Consider the following 20476-nt stretch of genomic DNA (forward strand, 5'->3'; position numbering starts at 1 on the left):
TCTCTCCGTTACCTTGATGAAGGTCATGAAGACTCGCGCGCAGTTTGTGCAGAGTAAGGGACTGTTCTGCTATGACTATGCGCCTGAGCGCGAAAACATGACGAGTTGAGGAAACATGATAGAGCTTCTTATTGGCGCCGTAGTGGCGGCGGGCGTGGGCCGTTACATCATCAAAGGGTATTCCGCCACCGGCGTCTTGATGGTGGGCGGGTTACTGCTGCTCGGTATCAGCGCCCTGATGGGGAAAACGCTGTTGCCGTCCGGCGCGGCCTCTACCGGCTGGCGCGCGACCGATATCATCGAATACGTCAAGATCCTGCTGATGAGCCGCGGCGGCGATCTCGGCATGATGATCATGATGCTGTGCGGTTTCGCCGCCTACATGACGCATATCGGCGCTAACGACGTGGTCGTCAAGCTGGCCTCGCGCCCGTTGCAGATGATCAATTCGCCTTATCTGCTGATGGTGGCGGCATACTTTGTCGCTTGCCTGATGTCATTGGCGGTCTCTTCCGCTACCGGCCTCGGCGTGCTGTTGATGGCGACGCTGTTCCCGTTGATGGTGAACGTCGGCATCAGCCGTGGCGCGGCGGCGGCTATTTGCGCTTCGCCGGCGGCGATTATTCTGGCGCCGACCTCTGGCGACGTGGTGTTGGCGGCCAAGGCGGCGGAGATGCCGCTGGTGGACTTCGCGTTCAAAACCACGCTGCCGATCTCGATTGCCGCCATCGTCTGCATGGCCGTGGCGCACTTTTTCTGGCAGCGCTATCTCGACAAAAAGAACAATGAACAGCATCACATCATGGACGTCAGCGAAATCAACACCCACGCGCCGGGGTTCTATGCGATTTTGCCGTTTACGCCGATCCTCGGCGTGCTGATTTTCGACGGAAAATGGGGGCCGGAGCTGCATATCATTACTGTACTGGTCGGGTGCATACTGTTGGCGGCCGTGATCGAGTTTGTGCGCAGTTTCAGCGCCAAACAGGTATTCAGCGGCCTGGAAGTGGCCTATCGCGGCATGGCGGACGCTTTCGCCAGCGTGGTGATGCTGCTGGTGGCCGCGGGTGTATTCGCGCAGGGGCTGAGCACCGTTGGCTTTATCAGCGGCTTGATCGGGCTGGCACAGTCGTTCGGCACCGGCGGTTTGATCATGATGTTGGTGCTGGTGGTGATCACCATGCTGGCGGCCATGACTACCGGTTCCGGCAATGCGCCGTTCTATGCGTTTGTCGAACTGATCCCGAAACTGGCGGCGCAGATGGGCGTGAATCCGGCCTATCTGGTGATCCCGATGCTGCAGGCGTCTAACCTTGGCCGCACGCTGTCGCCGGTCTCCGGCGTGGTGGTGGCGGTTTCCGGCATGGCGAAAATCTCGCCGTTCGAGGTGGTGAAACGCACTTCGGTGCCGGTGATTGTCGGGTTGGTGGTGGTGATCGTGGCGACCGAGCTGTTGGTTCCCCAGTAAAAGAAAGGCCGGGCGATGCCCGGCCTCAATGCTAAACCTCGTAGTCCTCCGGTGGGGGAGGCGGGGTGATCTTCACTTTCAGAATGCGGTGGCTGTTAACCTCCAGCGGTTCGAACAGATAGTCACCGATCTTGATTTGCTCGCCTTCTTGCGGCACACGCTGGCTGTGTTCCATCAGCAGCCCCGCCAGCGTGTGGTATTCGCGTTTTTCTTCCAGCGGCATCGGCAGGTACAGCACCAGATCTTCCAGCGGCATATAGCCGTTGGCAATCCAGCTGCCGTCTTCGTTTTGCTGAATGTCATGGCGTGCGTCCACCTCTTCGCCGGCCTCCGGCAGATTGCCGGCGATGGTTTCCATCACGTCCGTCAGGGTGACGATACCTTCGACGGAACCGAACTCGTCGACCACAAAGGCAAAGTGCGTCTGCGCCTGGCGGAACTGTTCCAGGGCGCTTAACAGCGTGAGCTGTTCCGGGAAGATCAGCGGTTGGCGTATCAGCGCGCGCAGATCCAACGGCGCCTGCGCCAACTGCTGTTTGAGGACGTCGATAGTATGGATAACGCCCAGCGGTTCGTCGCTGGCGCTGCTTTCCACCACCACGATGCGCGTGTGCTGATTACGCTCCAGCAATTGCGTCAGTTTTTCCTGCGGATCGTTCAGCTCGAGGTATTCGACGTCGTGACGCGAAGTCATGATGCTGCTGACTGTGCGCTGCGCCATGCCCAGCACGCGTTCGATCATGCGCCGCTCTTGTTGATTGAAGATCTCGCCGTTTTCGCTGTCGCTGTCCGCCAGCAGGTTGGCGGAGTGGCTGTCGACCTCCGCTTCTTCGTGTTTACCACTCAGCATGCGCAGTACCGCCTCGGCGGTGCGCTCGCGCAGTGGCCGCACCTTCGACAGGAAGCGCCGGCGGTTGAACTGTGCCAGTTGGTTCAATGCTTCGATCATCACCGAGAAGCCGATCGCCGCGTAGAGGTAACCTTTCGGAATGTGGTAGCCGAAGCCTTCCGCCACCAGGCTGAAGCCGATCATCAGCAGGAAGCTCAGGCACAGGATAACGATAGTCGGGTGAGCGTTGACGAAGCGCGTCAGCGGCTTGCTGGCCAGCAGCATCAGGCCGATGGCGATACACACCGCGATCATCATCACCGCCAGGTGGTCGACCATGCCGACTGCGGTGATCACCGAGTCGAGCGAGAAAACGGCATCCAGCACCACGATCTGCGCCACTACCGGCCAGAAACGCGCGCCTTTGCGTGTGCCGTGCTGCTCTTCATCCTTGCCTTCCAGCCGCTCGTTCAGCTCCATGGTGGCTTTGAACAGCAGGAATATCCCGCCGACCAGCATGATCAGATCGCGGCCGCTGAAGGGGTGCTCCGCAACGATGAACATCGGTTTGGTCAGCGTCGCCAGCCACGAGATGGAGGCGAGCAGCGCCAGACGCATCACCAACGCCAGCAGCAGGCCGACGACTCGAGCCTTATCTCTTTGTTGTTTTGGTAGTTTATCCGCCAGAATGGCGATGAAGACAAGGTTGTCTATACCCAGAACGATTTCCAGCACGACCAAGGTGGCCAGGCCGGCCCAAATTGTTGGATCAGCGATCCATTCCATACGCCCAATTTCACCTGTAAGTTCTACGGCTTATGCCGCAGGGGAATGATGGGCGCTGAGGCGGCAAAATTCAACTTTAAAACAGTGAAATCCACATGTTTACACGGTTTCCCCGCCCGCGATTGAGGGGGAAACAATGGGTAGGTTCAGGTAGGCGCCTCAGCGTGGCAAAGTCAAGCCGATCGATGACAATAACGATTTTGGCGCCGTGTACGGAGTTTGTCGATAAAGTAGTCATAACTATATTTTTTAAAATCAAGGTGTTATGCACGTTTTTCACAGCTACACTTAATTGCTCGGTAAACCCATAGTAGTCTTATTCTGAAAAGGACTCACAGGGGGGATCTTAGACTTGTGTCGTTAGAACAATAGTATAAGAATCTTAACCATGAAATGGGGGGGAACAATAACATCTGGTTATAAAAAGACCCAATTTTTTGTGATTATGTGAACCAAATTGCAGAAGTATCATGGTGCTGAATCCTGTTCATAGAAAAGTGTGATTAAGATTCAGTCGATAGACTAGGCGAGCGTGATTCAGTGCTTTGGTAGCTGCAAGCCAAGGGCGGTAGCGTGGGAGCGATGCGGTGCGAGGGTTCATTAGGCATGTTTTTTAAGTAATCCATTGATTTTTTATATTAAAATGTCAATTTTCGCACCTCATCATCTGGCGTTCATGCGAGATAGCCTGCCCTGGGAAATTTCATCGTTGTGCGAGGGGGATTTACACTTTTCTTCTCGACAAGTCCGACAGGATAATCGGAGTCGCTGAGTTCAAAATAATAATGTCAGAAAAACAGGCGGCATTTGGCTCTCGTACCGTTATCCTCTCGCCATTATTTACATTTTTGAGCGGAGCAGATATTTCCCGCATATACAATTTCGATGAATTTACCATAGTGATAAAAATGTAATGGAAAAACTGAAAGAAAAAACAACCAGAGGCCTGAAATGGAGTGCGCTGGAACGAGTGATGGCGCAAGGAGTGCAGCTTTGCGTAATGCTGATTTTAGCGCGAATGCTGGGGCCGACTTCATTTGGTCTGGTTGGCATGCTAGCGGTGTTTATTGCCGTAGCCCAGGTCTTTGTCGATAGCGGCTTCAGTGCGGCATTGATACGCAAACCGGAACGTAGCGAGGCCGATGTTGCCACTACCTTCTATTTTAATATCACGGTGTCGTTGGTTTGTTATGCCGTGCTGTATTTCAGTGCGGATAGCGTGGCCAGATTCTATAATCAAAGTGAGTTATCTTTATTACTGAAAGTGCTGGGGCTGGCCGTTATCTTTAACTCATTCCTGGTTATTCCCAGAACCAATCTGACGATCGCGATGGATTTCAAATCGCAGGCGAAAATTTCAATTTTAAGTGTGTTGGTGAGTGGTACGATTGCGTTGTTCTTGGCTTGGAAAGGCTACGGCGTATGGGCCTTAGTCGCGCAGACCTTGCTCGCGTCGCTAACCAGCGTAGTGATGTACAATATTATTTCCCCATGGAAACCTAAAGATCGGTTCTCTTTTGAGTCGTTTCGTTATCTTTTTGGTTTTGGTAGCAAGTTGCTTTGTTCATCGTTATTGGAAACGATCTACAATAATATTTATCAGCTCATTATCGGTAAGCATTTTTCGCCGAATTATGTCGGGCAATTTACGCAGGCTAATCAACTCGCCAGCGTACCTGCAATGACGGCGACAACCGTGATCCAGCGGGTTACCTTTCCCATGTTTAGCCACATGCAGAGCAGCCCGGAAAAAATGGATCAGGCCTATTTACTGACGTTAAAACTGGCGGCTTTCGTCATTTTCCCGCTATTGTCGATATTGTGTGTTGCTTCGACGCCGTTGCTGACCTTGATATTGGGTGTAAAGTGGATTTATGCCTCTCATCTTTTATCGATTTTATGCATTGGCTACCTGCTATATCCTATTCATGCGATAAACTTGAATATACTGCAAGTCAAGGGGCGTTCGGACCTGTTTCTAAAGCTTGAGGTTATCAAGAAAGTGTTGGGTGTGGCGATTTTGTTGGTCACTATGCAAATCAGTATCACGGCTATGTGTATAGGCATTGTGCTTCACTCATATCTTTCTTTGATTATCAATACTTACTATACAAGCCAGCTTACGCAGATTGGCCAATTGACTCAATTTAAAGCTTTATGGTCATTGTGGTTAGGTTCTGTTATGAGCGCTGCAAGCGCGTTTTATCTTAACCAGGCATTTGTTTTTTCGTTGCCTGTTGAGATCTTTATCGCGATATGTATTCCGGCTATTCTCTATATAATGTATTCGGTACTATTCCAAAGAGATTTGCTGAAGATTATCTTCACTGCAGTAAAAAAATAAACTCACGATAAGGATTAGCATGAAAAAGAATATTCCTGTAACACAGCCATTTCTTCCTGAGCTTGGCGAATTTGTCCCTTATCTGGAGGAGATCTGGTCAAATCGCTGGCTAACCAATAATGGTCCATTTCATCAACGACTGGAAAGTGAGCTTTGCGATTATTTAGGCGTTGAGCATATTTCTCTATTCAATAATGCGACTATCGCTTTGATTACGGCGCTTCAGGCATTGCGTATTTCTGGCGAAGTGATCACCACCCCTTACTCCTTTGTTGCGACTGCTCACTCTATTCTTTGGAATGGTTTGACGCCTGTTTTTGTTGATATCGACAGCGATAGTTACAATATCGATCCTAAAAAGATTGAGGCGGCAATTACGCCTCGAACCTCTGCAATCATGCCTGTGCATTGCTATTCTAATCCTTGCGCCGTTGAAGAGATTCAAAAGATTGCAGATAACTACGGTTTGAAGGTTATTTATGATGCTGCGCATGCCTTTGGTATAAACTACAAAGGTGAGAGTCTGCTGAGATATGGTGATCTTTCTATCTTGAGTTTCCATGCCACAAAAGTATTTAATACTTTTGAAGGTGGAGCTATCATCAGCCCTGATGCAAAAACCAAGCAACGTATTGATCGCCTGAAAAACTTTGGTATTGCTGATGAATTGACGGTAACGGCTCCTGGAATTAATGGGAAAATGAGTGAGATCAATGCAGCCTTTGGTTTGGTACAGCTGAAGTATATCGATCAAGCAATCAAAAAGCGCAAAGAGATTGATGAAAAATACCGTCAAGTGCTGTCGACAGTGAAGGGCATTACGCTGTCCAAATTGTCACCTGACTCCAATAGTAATCATTCTTATTTTCCCGTTCTGATCGAGAAAGAATTTCCACTCACTCGTGATGAGCTCTATGATAAGTTGAAGAACAACAATATTCTCTCTAGGAAATATTTTTATCCATTAATCAGTAATATGCCAATGTACCGCGGCTATGCCTCCGCTGCTCCTGAGAATCTGAAGCATGCGAACACCATCTCTGATAAGGTGCTGTGCCTGCCTATTTTCGATGCGCTGGAAGATGACGATCTGAATCTGATCATTACTTTGATCAGGGAGTGCTAGATCCGAAGGGCACAATTATAACTCTATATTATAAGATTAAATGTGCCCATGAATTGAACGTAGATGATAATTATATGGCAAAAAATTTATAAAGGGTAAGGAATGAAGTATTTAATTGTTGCCACGTCATATGATGAAAATAGCGGTGGCGTCATTGCTTTACACAAATTATGTCATGTGATTAATTCTCTCGGTGGTGAAGCTTATTTGCATCCGCGCGTAACCGAATCTCGCGCGGATTTTAAAAGCATGTTAAGAGCCGCCAAGTCCTTCTTGCGAGTGAGCTTCGGTAAATATAATACTAATCCTTCTTTTAATACGCCAGTTAAAAGACGAATCACTAAAAAAGAGCTGGAAGATTTTTGCGTAGTTTATCCTGAGAACATTAGCGGTAACCCTATCGGGGGCAAACAGGTTGTCCGTTGGTTTCTGCATCACCCTGGCTATCATTCAGGCCAGGTAAACTATTTTTCAGGTGAGTTGTATTTTTCATACGATTCCTTTGGCAGCGACTTCGCCATCCATGGTTCGAAAACCTCTGAGCATCCTCTGCGCGTCACGCACTTCTTTGACGAATATTATAATGATATTGGTACAGAGAAAGAGCGAACGGCTGTCGCCTACTGTTTACGTAAAGGTAAAGACCGTGAGATGGTTCATGATGTGGACCGTTCAACGTTGATTGACGGCCTCTCTCACCGAGAAGTGGCCTCTATTCTGCGGCGTTCTGATATTTTTGTCAGCTACGATCTTTATACGGCATATAGCTGGTTTGCCATTATGTGTGGTTGTGTACCGGTTATTATTCCTCAACCAGGGCTTAGTATTGACGAGTGGTATCCCAACTCACAGTCTAGATTGGGATTTGCTTATGGCTTTGACCAAATAGAACAGGCCAGAGCGGAGATGGAATCAGCGAAGAAAAACTTGAAAAACAAAGAAATTGAAACGATAGAAAACGTTAAGGTATTTTTGGCAGAAGTTGAAAACTATTTTTCAAAATGACCTTTTGCAGAAATAACGGTTAGTTGAATTTCATGCTGTATATAATTTGGAGGCTGAATTGATTTTGTTCTCCAGAATTAACGTTCGTTGGATGTTATCGGGGGAGGGGAATACATGAATGATTTTTATGAATGATTTTGTAACGGCTTTGCAGCAAAAGGGCGACAGATTGAGTATCTTCTTTAATTCAATTCGTTCGGATGCTAAGTAGTCTTATTCCTAAAAATCTCTTCATGGCGATGTAAGCCTTGTATCAGTAAGTTAATCGTATAAGAATTTGGTGCATATTTAGAGATGACATCACTTATCGAGGCGATAATACAAAATAGCCGTTTGCTGAACTGCAAGAAAGCGGCGCTGACGATGTTTATGTAATTACGTCAGTTACCTGGCTGAGAGCATGTTGCCATAGCATATTGGCCATGAAAGCCGAGGGCGGTAGCGTGCCTGGAACGTCGGAGCAAGCGCTTTCGGTTTTTTGCGCGCAATGAGGGAGTGAGTTGCCTAACCGGGTTTCCGACGCTGTGGTGGACCTTTGGCAGGTGTTGAACATGTATCTAGAACGGGGTTATGGGTAGTGAAGAACATTCTTTTTGTTATGCCGATTTTAGGACTGACTGGTGCGGATCGGGTTATTTTCACCTTATTGAACAACCTGGACAGAACGCGCTTTCGCCCAATGTTGCTGCTGTACAAAAATGATCCAAGCCTGAACGTGCTGGTCAAAGAGCTACGCCCGGACGTCGAAGTGACGTATCTGAACATCTCCGGGCGGGCCAGATTCTCTTTCCCAAAAATTTTGACCGGGATCCGGCGAGTCTGCCGGGAAAAAAATGTCAGCACGCTGTTCATCAGTTCAGGAACATCCAATGCGGTTATTTCACCTTTCTTGTTCCTGTTCGGCAAGCGAGTGAAAACAATTGCGCGAGAGTCGAACTTGCCGAGTTTGTTTGAAAAGAGCGCGATCGTTAAGTTTCTCTATCAGTACAGTTACAAGAATTATGACAAAATCGTCGCGCAAAGTGATGATATGCGTGAAGATTTGATTAAAAACTTCCAAATTCCTGCCGATAAGATAGTTAAAATCAACAACCCCCTCGATTATCGCTATATCAACGCATTATCGCAGCGGGACGGTGAACCATGTTTCAACGAGAACAAGATTAACCTGTTGAGCATTGGGCGACTGACATACCAAAAAGGTTTCGATTTACTGCTGAACGAATTCGCCAAGGTCGACGATCCGCGCTATCACCTGACTATTATCGGTGAGGGGGAGGACAAGGCCGCTTTACTTGCCTTACGTCGGCAGTTGACGTTGGAGGAGCGGGTTACTTTTATCGATAGCACGGATAATCCGTATCGCTTCATGCGGCAGGCTGACGTGTTTATTTCGAGTTCTCGTTGGGAAGGATATCCAAACGTCGTCATTGAGTCGCTGCTGTGCGGTACGCCTGTTTTGGCTAACAACTATCCGGGTGGAATCAACGAAATCATCGACAGTGAAAACGGCCAGGTTTGCGATCTGACCCGAGATTTTTCGTCGGCTCTCAAGCATGTCAGCGGTTTGCGGGATGTGAGTTTCGACGTGAAAAAGGTTGATGAAATTTTCAATAAATATAATGAGCTGGTTGATTAAAAGGCGATTTTAGCCGCGTGCACCTATGGCGGGCGCGGTGTGCGGAATCATTTGTGCATAGCCAACGGGTTCGGTTGACGCCAATCCGCTGCGCAGGCGGTGAGCCTTCACCTTTGCAGGCCGCCGGAAATTGCACCCTACATGTCTCATTTGGATAGAAACTATGCAAAAAAGAATCAAAGCCGTAATCCCTGTTGCAGGATTGGGAACCCGAATGCTTCCCGCCACAAAGGCGATTCCGAAAGAGATGTTGCCTGTCGTCGATAGGCCCTTGATTCAATATATTGTGGACGAGTGCGTTGCGGCAGGGATCCGAGATATCATTTTGGTCACCCACTCGTCGAAAAACGCGATTGAAAACCATTTTGACACTTCTTTTGAGCTGGAGGCGATGCTCGAATCCCGCGTCAAACGCCAGCTGTTGAAAGAGGTTCAGTCGATCTGTCAGCCAGATGTCACCGTTATGCAAGTGCGCCAAGGGCAGGCAAAGGGGCTGGGGCATGCGGTGCTTTGCGCTAAACCTATGGTGGGCGACGACGCTTTCGTGGTGGTCTTACCCGATGTTTTGCTTGATGATACGACGTGTAATCCGCTGCGTGATAATTTGGCCAAAATGATCTCGCGTTTTGAGCAAACCGCAGTAAGCCAGATTATGGTTGAACCCGTGCCGGAACAGGATGTATCAAAATATGGCGTGGTTGACTGCGGCGGCGTTGAATTGAACGCCGGAGAGAGTGCGGCCATGTCAGCCATTGTGGAAAAACCGGAGCGCGACGTTGCCCCCTCCAATCTGGCCGTCGTGGGGCGTTACGTGTTGTCTGCCGACATTTGGCCGTTGTTGGAAAAGACCCCGCCCGGGGCCGGCAATGAGATCCAGTTGACCGATGCGATTGCTATGTTGATGCAACGGCAAAAGGTAGAAGCTTTCCATATGAGCGGTAAATCACATGATTGCGGCGACAAACTGGGTTATATGAAAGCATTTGTGCAGTACGGCGTGCGCCATGCGTCGGAAGGGCAAGCCTTCAATCAGTGGTTGAAGCAGAAAATTAAAGGCTAATTTAGTGCCTGCCGTACGACGGCTCAATAGGTTAAAGGTAAATTCGATGACGACATTGAAAGCGGTTATCCCCGTAGCAGGGCTTGGCATGCGGATGCTGCCAGCGACGAAAGCTATTCCTAAAGAAATGTTGCCAATAGTCGACAAGCCACTCATTCAGTATATCGTTGGAGAGTGTGTGGCGGCGGGGATCAAGGAAATTATCCTGGTCACGCACTCTTCCAAGAATGCGATCGAAAACCATTTCGATACCTCTTTCGAACTTGAAGCCATGCTCGAAGCCAGGGTGAAAAGGCAACTGCTGGACGAAGTGCAGTCCATTTGCCCGAAAGGCGTTACGCTTATGCATATCCGTCAAGGGCAAGCAAGGGGGTTGGGGCATGCGGTACTGTGCGCCAAACCGCTGGTGGGCGATCACCCTTTTGTCGTCGTTCATCCGGATATCTTGTTGGACGATGCCACCTCGGATGCCAAAAAAGATAACCTTGCCCACATGATCGCGCGTTTTGAAACGACGGGCGTTAGCCAGGTGCTGGTGCAGGAAATGGATGCCGCTCTTTTGCGGAATTACTCTGCGGTGGCGTGTGAAAATCCGGATCTGCAGCCGGGAGACAGCAGTCGCATGCTCTCCATCATCGAAAAACCGGAGCCTGAAGTTAAACTCAGCTCAAATTTTTCCGCAGTAGGCCGATATGTTTTATCCGCGGACATCTGGCCAGTATTGGAAAGGACGGCACCTGGTGCTTGGGGGCGCATACAGCTCACCGATGCCATTTCCGGACTGCTCCGGGATAAAGCCATCGATGCGGTGCGCCTGGTGGGGGAGTCGTTTAACTGCGGCGAAAAAATGGGTTACCTGAGGGCGTTTGTCAGCTACGGGCTACGCCACCCTGTGCAGGGGGAAGCGTTTCGCAAATGGCTGGCGGAATTCGTAGCGTAAACGTTTTTGTCTGCTCAATGTACAGGGCCCTGCCAAAGGCAAAAAGTGATAATGGCCCCGTCGAAGCGGGGCGCTGTGGCTGAGGGCCATTTTTGAGCGTGAAGCATCGTGGCGGCATTAGCCGGATAGATGATACGATCAGAGAAAACCATCTAACGGTTATGGAATATGAAAATATCAGACTATAAATTACACTTGGCGGCGGTTGTTTTTCTCTTTTTATTCACGTTTTCGGGTGTCTTTTCCATTATCGCGGTTAAATTCGATAACCCGTTGATAAAAATATGGAAAGAGATTCTGATCATCGTGCTTTTCACGGCTTGCACGTTATTCGTATTTATGAAACGGAGCATAAATATCAGAAAGGTTTTGCTGCTCTTGATCTTTCTTATGCCATTTTTGGTTATTTATCTTATACTTACGATAGATTCCAATCGTCTTCTGGTTGCTTATCAGATTAAGAATGACGTAGTGCCATTTCTGTTTGTCGCTGCAGTTGCATTTATCGTCAATAGCCGAGAGTCAAAAGAGCATATCTATCTGAAGATGGTTAAGGTCGTCATTATCACCGGCATGATCAACTCAGTGTTCGTGTACTTTGAAAGCGCATTCTCTTCGCTCTTCATGTCGGTCCTCGCCATAGATGATATGAACAATGCCGGCGGCGCATCTGGCGTACGTCTTGATAATACGCTATGGGGACTTCGGGCGATGGGAACCATGACATCGTTCATCAACTCTGGCACGTTGATATTTTTCGCCATTGTTTGTCTCCTGGAAACCAAGTTGTACCGCGGTTGGAAGAAATTGGTCATGTTTGCCATGCTCGTAGCGGCAATGGTGCTGACGACCTATAAAACGACATTGCTGGCGATTGCGCTGTATTTTGGCGTAAAAGCGGTATATATGATGTTTAGCCGCGTGCGCGGCGCAAAAATGATCTATTTCTTTGCCACCGTTGTGGTGTTCACGGCGATGACCTACGTCTTTAACAGCATGGACGTCTATAATAAACTCGCCTTCACGCGGTACAAGGATGTGGCTTATAACTCTATCTACATTCGTGTTTTACAACATGCTGATATTATCAGGGATATGGAGGGTCGTGGCCAGTTCTACACCGGGTTGGGCGTTGGCGTAAACGGGACTTCAGGGCCGAGTGAAGATCTAAAGGTGAACAGTAAGGCGCTGGATAGCACTTACATTTACATCATGAGCAATTATGGCTTTATTGGCGTGTTTATCTATGTCTCCACGGCGTTCCTCATCTTGCTCTACCTGTGCCTCCAGGGGCGTGAGAACGATAATATCGCGATTGTTCTTTTATTCTACTCATTGTCGGTTGAGTTCTTTACCAACAATATTTTCGCCAATTTCCCCTGTAACTTGCTCATGTATACGCTGGTGTATCTTTCGATGATTTATTGCCGGCCGCAGGTCGTCAGGGAGAAAAAAATGCCGGCGATAAAAAGTGCTCCTGGGAACATGTTGGGGGCGTAATGTAAACCGCCTGCATGCGGGCGGTGTTGTTGATGAGGGAAGGCCTTTTTGTGAGAATAAACAGGTATCTTTCTTCATCAATACCCTTTACCTTTTGGCGTGGCAGCTACTCGCAAGCGGGGTGCTACATAAGAAACATCTGGACAGATGTTCCGGCCACTCCCTGACGCGCCATTTTCCTTTATCTGAAATAACTGATGGTAGTAAGTAGACATGAGAAAAATGAAAACTAAGCGAGTCGCCGTTCTGATCGCTAGTGCGCTGCTCGCTGGTTGTACTATCGCTCCTGGACAGCATCTTAGTACCAGCAACAAGGATGTTGTCCGACAGCAGGATGAAGATTTCGATCTCAACAAGCGGGTCAACGTTTATCCGATGACGCCAAAGCTGCTCGAGAGTTTGCGCGGCAAGCCGGTGATCGCCCAAGCGAACCCGCAGCTTGATCGTGAGCTGAAAGCGCATCAGTACCGGATCGGCATCGGCGACGTATTGATGATTACCGTATGGGATCACCCTGAGTTGACGACGCCGGCCGGTACTTACCGCAGCGCCAGCGATAGCGGCAACTGGGTCCATGCGGACGGCACCATTTTCTATCCGTACATCGGCAAGGTAAAGGTGGTGGACAAAACCGTGGTGGAGATCCGGCAGGATATCGCCAATCGCCTGGCCAAATATATTGAAAGCCCACAGGTTGATGTCAGCATCGCGGCTTTCCGTTCACAGAAAGTCTACGTGACAGGTGAGGTGAAAACCTCGGGTCAACAGCCTATCACCAATATTCCTCTGACCATTCTGGATGCCATCAATGCCGCCGGTGGTTTGACGGAAAATGCCGATTGGCGTAATGCGGTGTTGACCCATAACGGCAAGGAAATCCCTATTTCGCTGCAGGCTTTGATGCAGAACGGCAACTTGCAGGAAAACCACCTGCTTTATCCTGGTGATATTCTCTATGTTCCGCGCAACGACGATCTGAAAGTCTTTGTGATGGGCGAAGTTAAGCAGCAATCCACGCTGAAAATGGATCGTAGTGGCATGACATTGACAGAAGCGTTGGGTAATGCCTCCGGCGTTGATCAGGCCATGTCGGATGCGACCGGTATTTTCGTCATCAGACCGCTGCGTGGCAGACAGCCAGAAGGCAAGATTGCCGATATTTATCAGTTGAACGCCAGCGATGCGACGGCGATGGTATTGGGAACCGAGTTCCAGCTACAGCCATACGACATTGTTTATGTTACCACCGCACCAATAGTTCGCTGGAACCGCGTTATTACTCAACTGGTGCCGACCATTGCAGGTGTTCACGATATGGTTGAAACCGTGCGTTATATCAGGAGCTGGCCGCAATGAAGTTTGATTCCATTCTGGTCATTTGCGTTGGCAATATTTGCCGCTCGCCAACGGGAGAGGCGCTGTTGCGTCAAATGCTTCCCGGCAAGAAAGTGGCCTCGGCAGGATTGCAGGCGGTTGTGGGAGAAGGCGCCGACGCTAATGCGAAAATCACAGCCGAAAAGCATGGGGTATCGCTGGACGGACATGTCGCGCGTCAACTCACATCAGCACTATGCCGTGAGTATGATTTGATATTGGTGATGGAAAAACGTCATATCGATATGGTCGGCAATATCGCTCCGGAAGTCAGAGGAAAAACCATGTTGTTCGGCCATTGGATGGGGCAGCAGGAAATCGATGACCCCTATCGGAAAAGTTTGGAGGCCTTTGAATATGTTTATCAAATGTTGTCCAACTCTGCGAGTAAATGGGCCAAAGTGCTAGCTTCCTAATACGAGAATTGTTATGTCAGAAAAGAATAAATTGCCTAGTGGTTCTGCAGAGAGGCCTGAAGAAATCGACTTACGCCGCCTGCTGGGGGAACTGGTAGACAACAAGTGGCTGATTGTCGGCATCACCAGCCTGTTTAGCGTGTTGAGCTTGCTGTACGTTTTATTTGCGACACCGGTATATGAAACGGATGCATTGGTACAAGTAGAGCGTAACGTTGGCAATACGCTATTGACGGATATTTCTTCCATTCTTCCAGACAGTCAACCGCAAAGTCAGGCTGAGATTGAACTGATTCAGTCACGAATGGTAATGGGAAAAACGATTCAGGATCTTGGCCTCGAAACGAGCTCCGTGGTGAAGTATTTCCCCATTTTCGGCCGCGGTTGGGCTCGATTGATGGATGAAGAGCCGGCCAAGATCGCCTTATCGCGCTTGGTAGTGCCGGAGAAGTGGTTGAATATTCCGTTGGAACTCACCGTTGGCAAAGAGGGGCAGTATCAGCTTACTGCGGATGGTTCAACTGTGCTGAATGGCAAAATTGGCCAGTTGGCGTCAGGCAATGGTTTCACTTTACTGGTCAGCGATATTGATGCGGATGTCGGCACTACTTTTTATGTCATCAAACGCACCCCGCTCAATGTCATGCAGGAAATGTCCAAAAACCTGACGGTTGCGGATAAAGGTAAGGATACCGGCGTACTTGGGCTGACCTATACGGGGGACGATCCGGTACTGATTCAAAAAATTCTGAACAGCATCGCGCAAAACTATTTGCAGCAGAACGTTGAGCGTAAATCGGAAGAAGCCGGTAAGAGTCTGAAATTCCTAGAGCTGCAACTGCCTAAAGTTCGCGAGCAACTGGAGATTGCGGAAGACAAGCTTAATAGCTATCGCCAGCGAAAGGATTCGGTCGACATGTCGCTTGAAGCCAAATCGTTGCTGGATTCGGTTGTTGGTGTCGAATCGGAGCTGAATCAGCTCACCTTGAAAGAAGCCGAAATTTCGCAGCTATATACCAAGGACCACCCGGCATATAAAGCGTTGATGGATAAGCGACAGACGCTTACCAATGAACGGGATCGCTTTAATAAGCGCATTAGCACTATGCCGGCGACGCAGCAGGAAATTCTGCGTTTGACTCGTGACGTTCAGGCTGGGCAAGAAATTTACATGGAGCTGCTGAATAAGCAGCAAGAGTTGAGCATCAGCAAAGCCAGCACTATCGGTAACGTTCGCATTGTCGACAGTGCGATCACGTCGCCAAATCCGGTATCGCCGAAGAAAACGTTGATGATCCTGTTATTCACCTTCCTGGGCGCTTTGATCTCCTCCGGGGTGGTATTCCTGCGTGCATTGTTGCACAAAGGGATCGAAACGCCGGACGAGCTTGAGGAGTTGGGAATTAGCGTTTATGCCAGCATCCCTATTTCTGAGACTCAGCAGAAAAAGGATATGCTGTTCAGCCGCAGCAAAGGACGCTCCAAACATAGTGACATGCTGTTGGCATTGGCAAACCCGGCTGATTTGGCGGTGGAGTCGATTCGTAGCTTGCGCACCAGCTTGCACTTCGCCATGTTGGAAGCGAAGAATAATGTGCTGATGATTTCAGGGGCATCGCCAGAAATTGGTAAGACATTCGTATGTAGTAACCTTGCTGCCGTGATTGCCCAATCCGGGCTGAAAGTATTGCTGGTAGATGGCGATATGCGCCGTGGCCGTGTGCATGAGGTCATGCATGTGTCTAACGATAAAGGGCTGTCGGCCGTGTTGTCCGGGCAAGTTCCTATGGAGGAAGCGCTGTGCAAAACGGAAGTCGCTAACCTTGACTTCATTCCGCGTGGCAAGGTGCCGCCAAACCCTTCGGAACTCCTGATGCATCAGCGTTTCAGCCAGCTACTATCCTGGGCGCAACAGCACTACGATCTGGTGCTGGTGGATACACCACCGATTCTGGCGGTAACCGATGCTTCTATTGTGGGGCGTCATGCTGGTACCAACATGATGGTAACTCGCTTTGGTGTGACGACGCAGAAAGAAGTTGAGGTGAGCATGTCTCGCTTTGAAAACAGCGGCGTAGAGATTAAAGGGGTTATCTTCAACGCCATCGTGAAGAAAGCCAGCAGTTACTACGGCTATGGTTATTATAATTATGGTTACGAAAGCAAGTCAGAATAAGCTAGAGAAATAACCCACGCCCCGCAGTTCATACTATGGCCTGCGGGGCTGCTTTCTCATGATTTCATATAATAGATTAAAATCTTGATTTTATAAGTTTATTATATGTGATTATTTTTTTATTTGTTGTTAATTATGGTTTCGATTTTCGCAAGGACAGATTATGCTTTATATTAATGCACGTTTTTTGGCGCAAGATCTTACGGGCGTCCAGCGTTTCGCTGAACAGATATCTATAGCGCTTAATGAGATTCGTGATGATATTATTTTCCTTGTTCCTAAAGATACTAAGCGAAACGGCTTGTTGAAGAAGGTTAAATTTGAAGAGGTTGGCGAGCGTCAAGGTCACTTGTGGGAACAGTTGGACCTACCGGCATATTTGAAGAAAAAAGGCTCTCCACTATTATTGAATCTGTGCAGCACAGCACCGATATTTTACCGGAATCAAATTGTCACTCACCATGACGTGACCTATAGACGCTATCCAGAAAGCTTCTCAAGAAAATTTAGAGCGCTTTATCGAATTTTAATTCCTACCATGCTGAAAAATAGCAAAAAATTGATTACCGTTAGTGAGTTTTCTCGCAATGAGATAAATGAAGTTTATCATTGTCCAAAAGAGAAAATTGCGGTGGTGTATAATGCGGTTAGCGGTGATTTTTTCAGAAAGCCAGCTGTGCAACAAGAGAAGTATTTGCTTGCCGTGTCGTCGCCTAATTATCACAAAAATTTCCACGGAATGCTGGAAGCATTTGCTAGTTTACCGAAGGAAAGCGGCGTCTCCTTGAAAATCATTGGCAAGTCGGCAACAACTTTCGCAGCACAAGACTTCAGCAAATTGATTAATGGCTCGGATGACATTCAATTCATGGGGCGTGTCGACGATAAAGAATTAATTGAGCTTTACCAGAATGCTTTGGCTTTCGTTTTCCCGTCATTCTATGAGGGGTTTGGCATCCCACCGCTAGAGGCACAAGCTTGCGGTTGCCCGGTGATTGCCGCTAAAGCTGCATCTATGCCAGAAGTGTTGGCGGATAGCGTGGTTTATTTTGATCCGAATAATGTCAGTGATATTGCGGCGGCAATGGAAAGAATCATCACCGATGAGCGGTTGCGCGAGGATCTGATCGCCAAAGGCGAACAGAACGTCGCTCGTTTCTCGTGGCATCATTCCGCGGAGAAAGTGGATCAGATCGTAGGAGAGATTCAGGCTGTCTCCCAGGGGAGAAATGCATGAGGGTATTGCACGCAGCTGAAACGATCAAGGGCGGCGTTGCGACCGTACTGCGGCAGTTGATGATTAGCCAGCAGGATAATACTGAAATAGAGTCACTGGATTGTCTGGTTCCCGATGAACAGCGCGATGAGGTTAGCGCGGTGCGTGCAGAAAATGTGACGACATTCCACCGCACAGGAAGAAATATTGCTTCGTTCATCCGCTTCTTTATCGGTTTTTCGTCATTATTGCTTAGAAAGAATCCCCACATCGTGCATCTTCATAGCACTTTTGCCGGCGTGCTCGGCAGAATAGCTTTGATTATGCTTTGGCCGATCAGAAGGCCGAAAGTGATTTACTGCCCGCATGCGTTCTCATTTTTGATGCAGGGCAGCGAGAAACAGCAAAAAGCTTTTTCACTGGTCGAGAAGGCTCTGACAGGCATCACAGATGCTATTATCTGTGTCAGTGAACATGAGAGGGATAAGGCGATTGAATACGGTTTTCCCGCGCATAAATTGCATGTGATTTATAACGGCGTGCCCGCTGTTGCCAATGAAAACACAATGGCTAATCCGTACCCCGAAAATGTTCTTAACCTTCTTTTTGTCGGTAGATTTGATTATCAAAAAGGGTTCGACATCCTTATCACGGCGATGGAGAGTTTACGTGGGCACCCCATTCATCTCACTGCAGTTGGCGGTGGAGTGCATAACAAGTATGCGCCGGCCGACACCGCGCCGCAAACGACCTATACCGGGTGGTTAAATGCAGAAGCGCTGGAACCTTATTTTCGTCATGCCGACGTGCTGATCGTGCCTAGTAGATGGGAAGGATTTGCTATGGTGCCGTTGGAAGCCATGAGCTATGGATTACCGGTAATTGCCAGCAACTGCACCTCTTTTCCTGAAATGATTGAAGATCGCCGTACGGGGCTGCTCTTTGATCTGCAACAGCCGGAAATGCTCGTCCGCTACTTAATCGATACGCCTAAAGAGGATTGGAAGCGCATGGGGCAGGAGGCAAAACAGCTGTTTCTGCTCAAATTTACCGCTGAGACGATGATTGGCACTACGGCGGCTCTTTATAAGAAGGTTTTAGGCGCTTAACTTAAATTTTTGGCTGAATAAATTTACTATTTTAACTCGAGGGCGAAGTGTGAAAATGTTGCCAATTATCATGGCGGGCGGAAGCGGTAGTCGTCTTTGGCCTCTGTCCAGAGAACATTTCCCGAAGCAATTTCTAGCACTGCATGATCACCAGTCCATGTTGCAAATGACCATAGAGCGGCTGGGGGGATTAGAGGCCGGGAATCCTATTGTTATTTGTAATGAGAATCATCGCTTTATCGTAGCGGAACAGCTTCGTCAGATTGGACAACTATCCCACAATATCATATTGGAACCTATTGGCCGAAATACGGCGCCAGCCGTTGCCCTTGCTGCGCTCAGAGCCGTGAGTGACGGCAGCGATCCTTTGCTGCTGGTATTGGCTGCGGACCATGTCATCACGGATGCTGAAGAATTTCAACGGCAGGTTATCAGGGCGATGCCTTTCGCTGAGCAGGGCAAGTTGGTGACGTTTGGCATTGTTCCTCATGTACCCGAGACTGGTTATGGTTATATTCGCACCGGTAAACTGATGGATGATGGGGTACTGGCGCAGGTAGCTGAGTTTGTCGAGAAGCCCGATTTGCCAACGGCTGAGCAGTATGTTGCCTCGGGCGAATACTTGTGGAATAGCGGCATGTTCCTGTTTAAAGCCAGCACCTATCTTCGGGAGCTAACCCGTTTTTGTCCGGAAATCGTCACCTGTTGCGAAGCGTCTTTGCAAAATTTGGCGGAGGATATGGACTTTGTTCGGGTCGATCGTGAGATTTTCGCCACCTGCCTGGACATGTCGATTGACTATGCGGTGATGGAGCATACGCAAGATGCCGTTGTGGCACCCTTGGATGCTGGGTGGAGCGATGTTGGCTCATGGTCGGCATTATGGGACATCAGCGAGAAAGACGGCCTAGGTAATAGTATAAGTGGCGACGTCATTTGCAGGGATACCGCTAATAGCTATATTCGTTCCGAGCATAAGCTGGTGGCGACCGTAGGTGTTGAAAACCTCATCGTCGTTGAAACCAAGGACGCTATTCTGATCGCAAACAAAGATCGGGTTCAGGACGTGAAATCGGTCGTGGCAGATCTGAAGCTTCAGCAGCGCAGTGAGTATTTGCAGCACCGAGAAATCTATCGTCCGTGGGGGAAATATGACTCCATTGATGAAGGAGAACGCTATAAGGTGAAGAGAGTGACGGTAAAGCCAGGAGAAGGATTGTCGTTACAGATGCATCATCATCGTGCTGAACATTGGATTGTTGTTGCCGGAACGGCAAAAGTTACGCTTGATGGCCAAACGAGCATCGTTGCTGAAAATGAGTCTATTTACATTCCCCTCGGCGCTGCACATTCTTTAGAAAACCCTGGGAAGATTGCATTAGATATTATTGAAGTGAGATCCGGTGCCTATTTAGAGGAAGATGACATTGTTCGTCTCGAAGATCGTTATGGCCGTGTTTAGGGTATGTCATTTTTTTGATAAAACGA

The 20476-nt window shown here is 48.7% G+C and carries 15 protein-coding genes; 14 read left to right on the forward strand and 1 reads right to left on the reverse strand.

Annotation, left to right across the window (positions count from 1 at the left end; translation table 11 throughout):
* The first annotated feature begins 115 nt into the window (after nucleotides 1-115).
* The gene (gene dcuC, locus AWX27_RS09670) at nucleotides 116-1468 is read left to right on the forward strand and encodes an anaerobic C4-dicarboxylate transporter DcuC (protein WP_060421426.1); all 1353 of its coding nucleotides are present in this window, start codon (nucleotides 116-118) and stop codon (nucleotides 1466-1468) included.
* Nucleotides 1469-1499: 31 nt separating this feature from the next.
* Here dcuC and AWX27_RS09675 read toward each other — a convergent pair whose 3' ends face one another.
* Nucleotides 1500-3083 (reverse strand): TerC family protein, encoded by a 1584-nt coding sequence (locus AWX27_RS09675; protein ID WP_060421430.1) that lies wholly within the window; start codon nucleotides 3081-3083, stop codon nucleotides 1500-1502.
* 913 nt (nucleotides 3084-3996) lie between these two features.
* On the opposite strand from AWX27_RS09675, the gene AWX27_RS09680 reads away from it, so the two are divergent.
* The 13 genes from AWX27_RS09680 (at nucleotide 3997) to AWX27_RS09740 (ending at nucleotide 20450) form a co-directional block, all read left to right on the forward strand.
* Nucleotides 3997-5427, forward strand: coding sequence for a lipopolysaccharide biosynthesis protein (locus tag AWX27_RS09680; RefSeq protein WP_060421433.1), 1431 nt, complete (start codon nucleotides 3997-3999; stop codon nucleotides 5425-5427).
* 19 nt (nucleotides 5428-5446) lie between these two features.
* Complete coding sequence (gene vioA, locus AWX27_RS09685; protein ID WP_060421435.1) at nucleotides 5447-6553, forward strand: dTDP-4-amino-4,6-dideoxy-D-glucose aminotransferase VioA; 1107 nt, start codon at nucleotides 5447-5449, stop codon at nucleotides 6551-6553.
* A 102-nt stretch (nucleotides 6554-6655) separates the two neighbouring features.
* Nucleotides 6656-7558, forward strand: a complete 903-nt coding sequence (locus tag AWX27_RS25040; RefSeq protein ID WP_072265453.1) for a hypothetical protein — start codon at nucleotides 6656-6658, stop codon at nucleotides 7556-7558.
* A gap of 577 nt (nucleotides 7559-8135) precedes the next feature.
* Nucleotides 8136-9197 (forward strand): glycosyltransferase, encoded by a 1062-nt coding sequence (locus tag AWX27_RS09695; protein WP_230200976.1) that lies wholly within the window; start codon nucleotides 8136-8138, stop codon nucleotides 9195-9197.
* Nucleotides 9198-9360: 163 nt separating this feature from the next.
* Nucleotides 9361-10257: a UTP--glucose-1-phosphate uridylyltransferase GalU gene (gene galU / locus AWX27_RS09700; RefSeq protein WP_060421444.1), complete on the forward strand. Its 897-nt coding sequence runs from the start codon at nucleotides 9361-9363 to the stop codon at nucleotides 10255-10257.
* A gap of 46 nt (nucleotides 10258-10303) precedes the next feature.
* Complete coding sequence (locus tag AWX27_RS09705; protein WP_060421447.1) at nucleotides 10304-11197, forward strand: sugar phosphate nucleotidyltransferase; 894 nt, start codon at nucleotides 10304-10306, stop codon at nucleotides 11195-11197.
* Between the two features lie 168 nt (nucleotides 11198-11365).
* On the forward strand, nucleotides 11366-12697 hold the full coding sequence (locus AWX27_RS09710) for a hypothetical protein (RefSeq protein ID WP_060421450.1): 1332 nt from the start codon (nucleotides 11366-11368) through the stop codon (nucleotides 12695-12697).
* A 213-nt stretch (nucleotides 12698-12910) separates the two neighbouring features.
* Nucleotides 12911-14053 carry a polysaccharide export protein gene (locus AWX27_RS09715; RefSeq protein WP_046897001.1) on the forward strand — a complete coding sequence of 381 codons (1143 nt, stop codon included), beginning with the start codon at nucleotides 12911-12913 and terminating at the stop codon, nucleotides 14051-14053.
* Nucleotides 14050-14487, forward strand: a complete 438-nt coding sequence (locus AWX27_RS09720) for an arsenate reductase/protein-tyrosine-phosphatase family protein (protein WP_060421452.1) — start codon at nucleotides 14050-14052, stop codon at nucleotides 14485-14487. The genes AWX27_RS09715 and AWX27_RS09720 overlap by 4 nt, the downstream gene beginning before the upstream one ends.
* A 13-nt stretch (nucleotides 14488-14500) precedes the next feature.
* Nucleotides 14501-16663, forward strand: coding sequence for a tyrosine-protein kinase Wzc (gene wzc / locus AWX27_RS09725; protein WP_060421456.1), 2163 nt, complete (start codon nucleotides 14501-14503; stop codon nucleotides 16661-16663).
* A gap of 163 nt (nucleotides 16664-16826) precedes the next feature.
* Entirely contained in the window at nucleotides 16827-17900 is a 1074-nt protein-coding gene (locus tag AWX27_RS09730; protein WP_060421459.1) for a glycosyltransferase family 4 protein, read from the forward strand.
* Nucleotides 17897-18988 (forward strand): glycosyltransferase, encoded by a 1092-nt coding sequence (locus AWX27_RS09735; RefSeq protein ID WP_060421462.1) that lies wholly within the window; start codon nucleotides 17897-17899, stop codon nucleotides 18986-18988. The genes AWX27_RS09730 and AWX27_RS09735 overlap by 4 nt, the downstream gene beginning before the upstream one ends.
* A 55-nt stretch (nucleotides 18989-19043) precedes the next feature.
* Nucleotides 19044-20450: a mannose-1-phosphate guanylyltransferase/mannose-6-phosphate isomerase gene (locus AWX27_RS09740; RefSeq protein WP_060421465.1), complete on the forward strand. Its 1407-nt coding sequence runs from the start codon at nucleotides 19044-19046 to the stop codon at nucleotides 20448-20450.
* Nucleotides 20451-20476: the final 26 nt, after the last annotated feature.

This window comes from Serratia sp. 2880STDY5682894 (genome assembly GCF_001537385.1).
Classification (GTDB): domain Bacteria; phylum Pseudomonadota; class Gammaproteobacteria; order Enterobacterales; family Enterobacteriaceae; genus Serratia; species Serratia nevei.

What these genes read in the sequence shown, in the direction of transcription:
- dcuC (WP_060421426.1), top strand. Translation starts at nt 116, where the DNA reads ATGATAGAGCTTCTTATTGGCGCCGTAGTGGCGGCGGGCGTGGGCCGT.
- AWX27_RS09675 (WP_060421430.1), bottom strand. Translation starts at nt 3,083, where the DNA reads ATGGAATGGATCGCTGATCCAACAATTTGGGCCGGCCTGGCCACCTTG.
- AWX27_RS09680 (WP_060421433.1), top strand. Translation starts at nt 3,997, where the DNA reads ATGGAAAAACTGAAAGAAAAAACAACCAGAGGCCTGAAATGGAGTGCG.
- vioA (WP_060421435.1), top strand. Translation starts at nt 5,447, where the DNA reads ATGAAAAAGAATATTCCTGTAACACAGCCATTTCTTCCTGAGCTTGGC.
- AWX27_RS25040 (WP_072265453.1), top strand. Translation starts at nt 6,656, where the DNA reads ATGAAGTATTTAATTGTTGCCACGTCATATGATGAAAATAGCGGTGGC.
- galU (WP_060421444.1), top strand. Translation starts at nt 9,361, where the DNA reads ATGCAAAAAAGAATCAAAGCCGTAATCCCTGTTGCAGGATTGGGAACC.
- AWX27_RS09705 (WP_060421447.1), top strand. Translation starts at nt 10,304, where the DNA reads ATGACGACATTGAAAGCGGTTATCCCCGTAGCAGGGCTTGGCATGCGG.
- AWX27_RS09710 (WP_060421450.1), top strand. Translation starts at nt 11,366, where the DNA reads ATGAAAATATCAGACTATAAATTACACTTGGCGGCGGTTGTTTTTCTC.
- AWX27_RS09715 (WP_046897001.1), top strand. Translation starts at nt 12,911, where the DNA reads ATGAGAAAAATGAAAACTAAGCGAGTCGCCGTTCTGATCGCTAGTGCG.
- AWX27_RS09720 (WP_060421452.1), top strand. Translation starts at nt 14,050, where the DNA reads ATGAAGTTTGATTCCATTCTGGTCATTTGCGTTGGCAATATTTGCCGC.
- wzc (WP_060421456.1), top strand. Translation starts at nt 14,501, where the DNA reads ATGTCAGAAAAGAATAAATTGCCTAGTGGTTCTGCAGAGAGGCCTGAA.
- AWX27_RS09730 (WP_060421459.1), top strand. Translation starts at nt 16,827, where the DNA reads ATGCTTTATATTAATGCACGTTTTTTGGCGCAAGATCTTACGGGCGTC.
- AWX27_RS09735 (WP_060421462.1), top strand. Translation starts at nt 17,897, where the DNA reads ATGAGGGTATTGCACGCAGCTGAAACGATCAAGGGCGGCGTTGCGACC.
- AWX27_RS09740 (WP_060421465.1), top strand. Translation starts at nt 19,044, where the DNA reads ATGTTGCCAATTATCATGGCGGGCGGAAGCGGTAGTCGTCTTTGGCCT.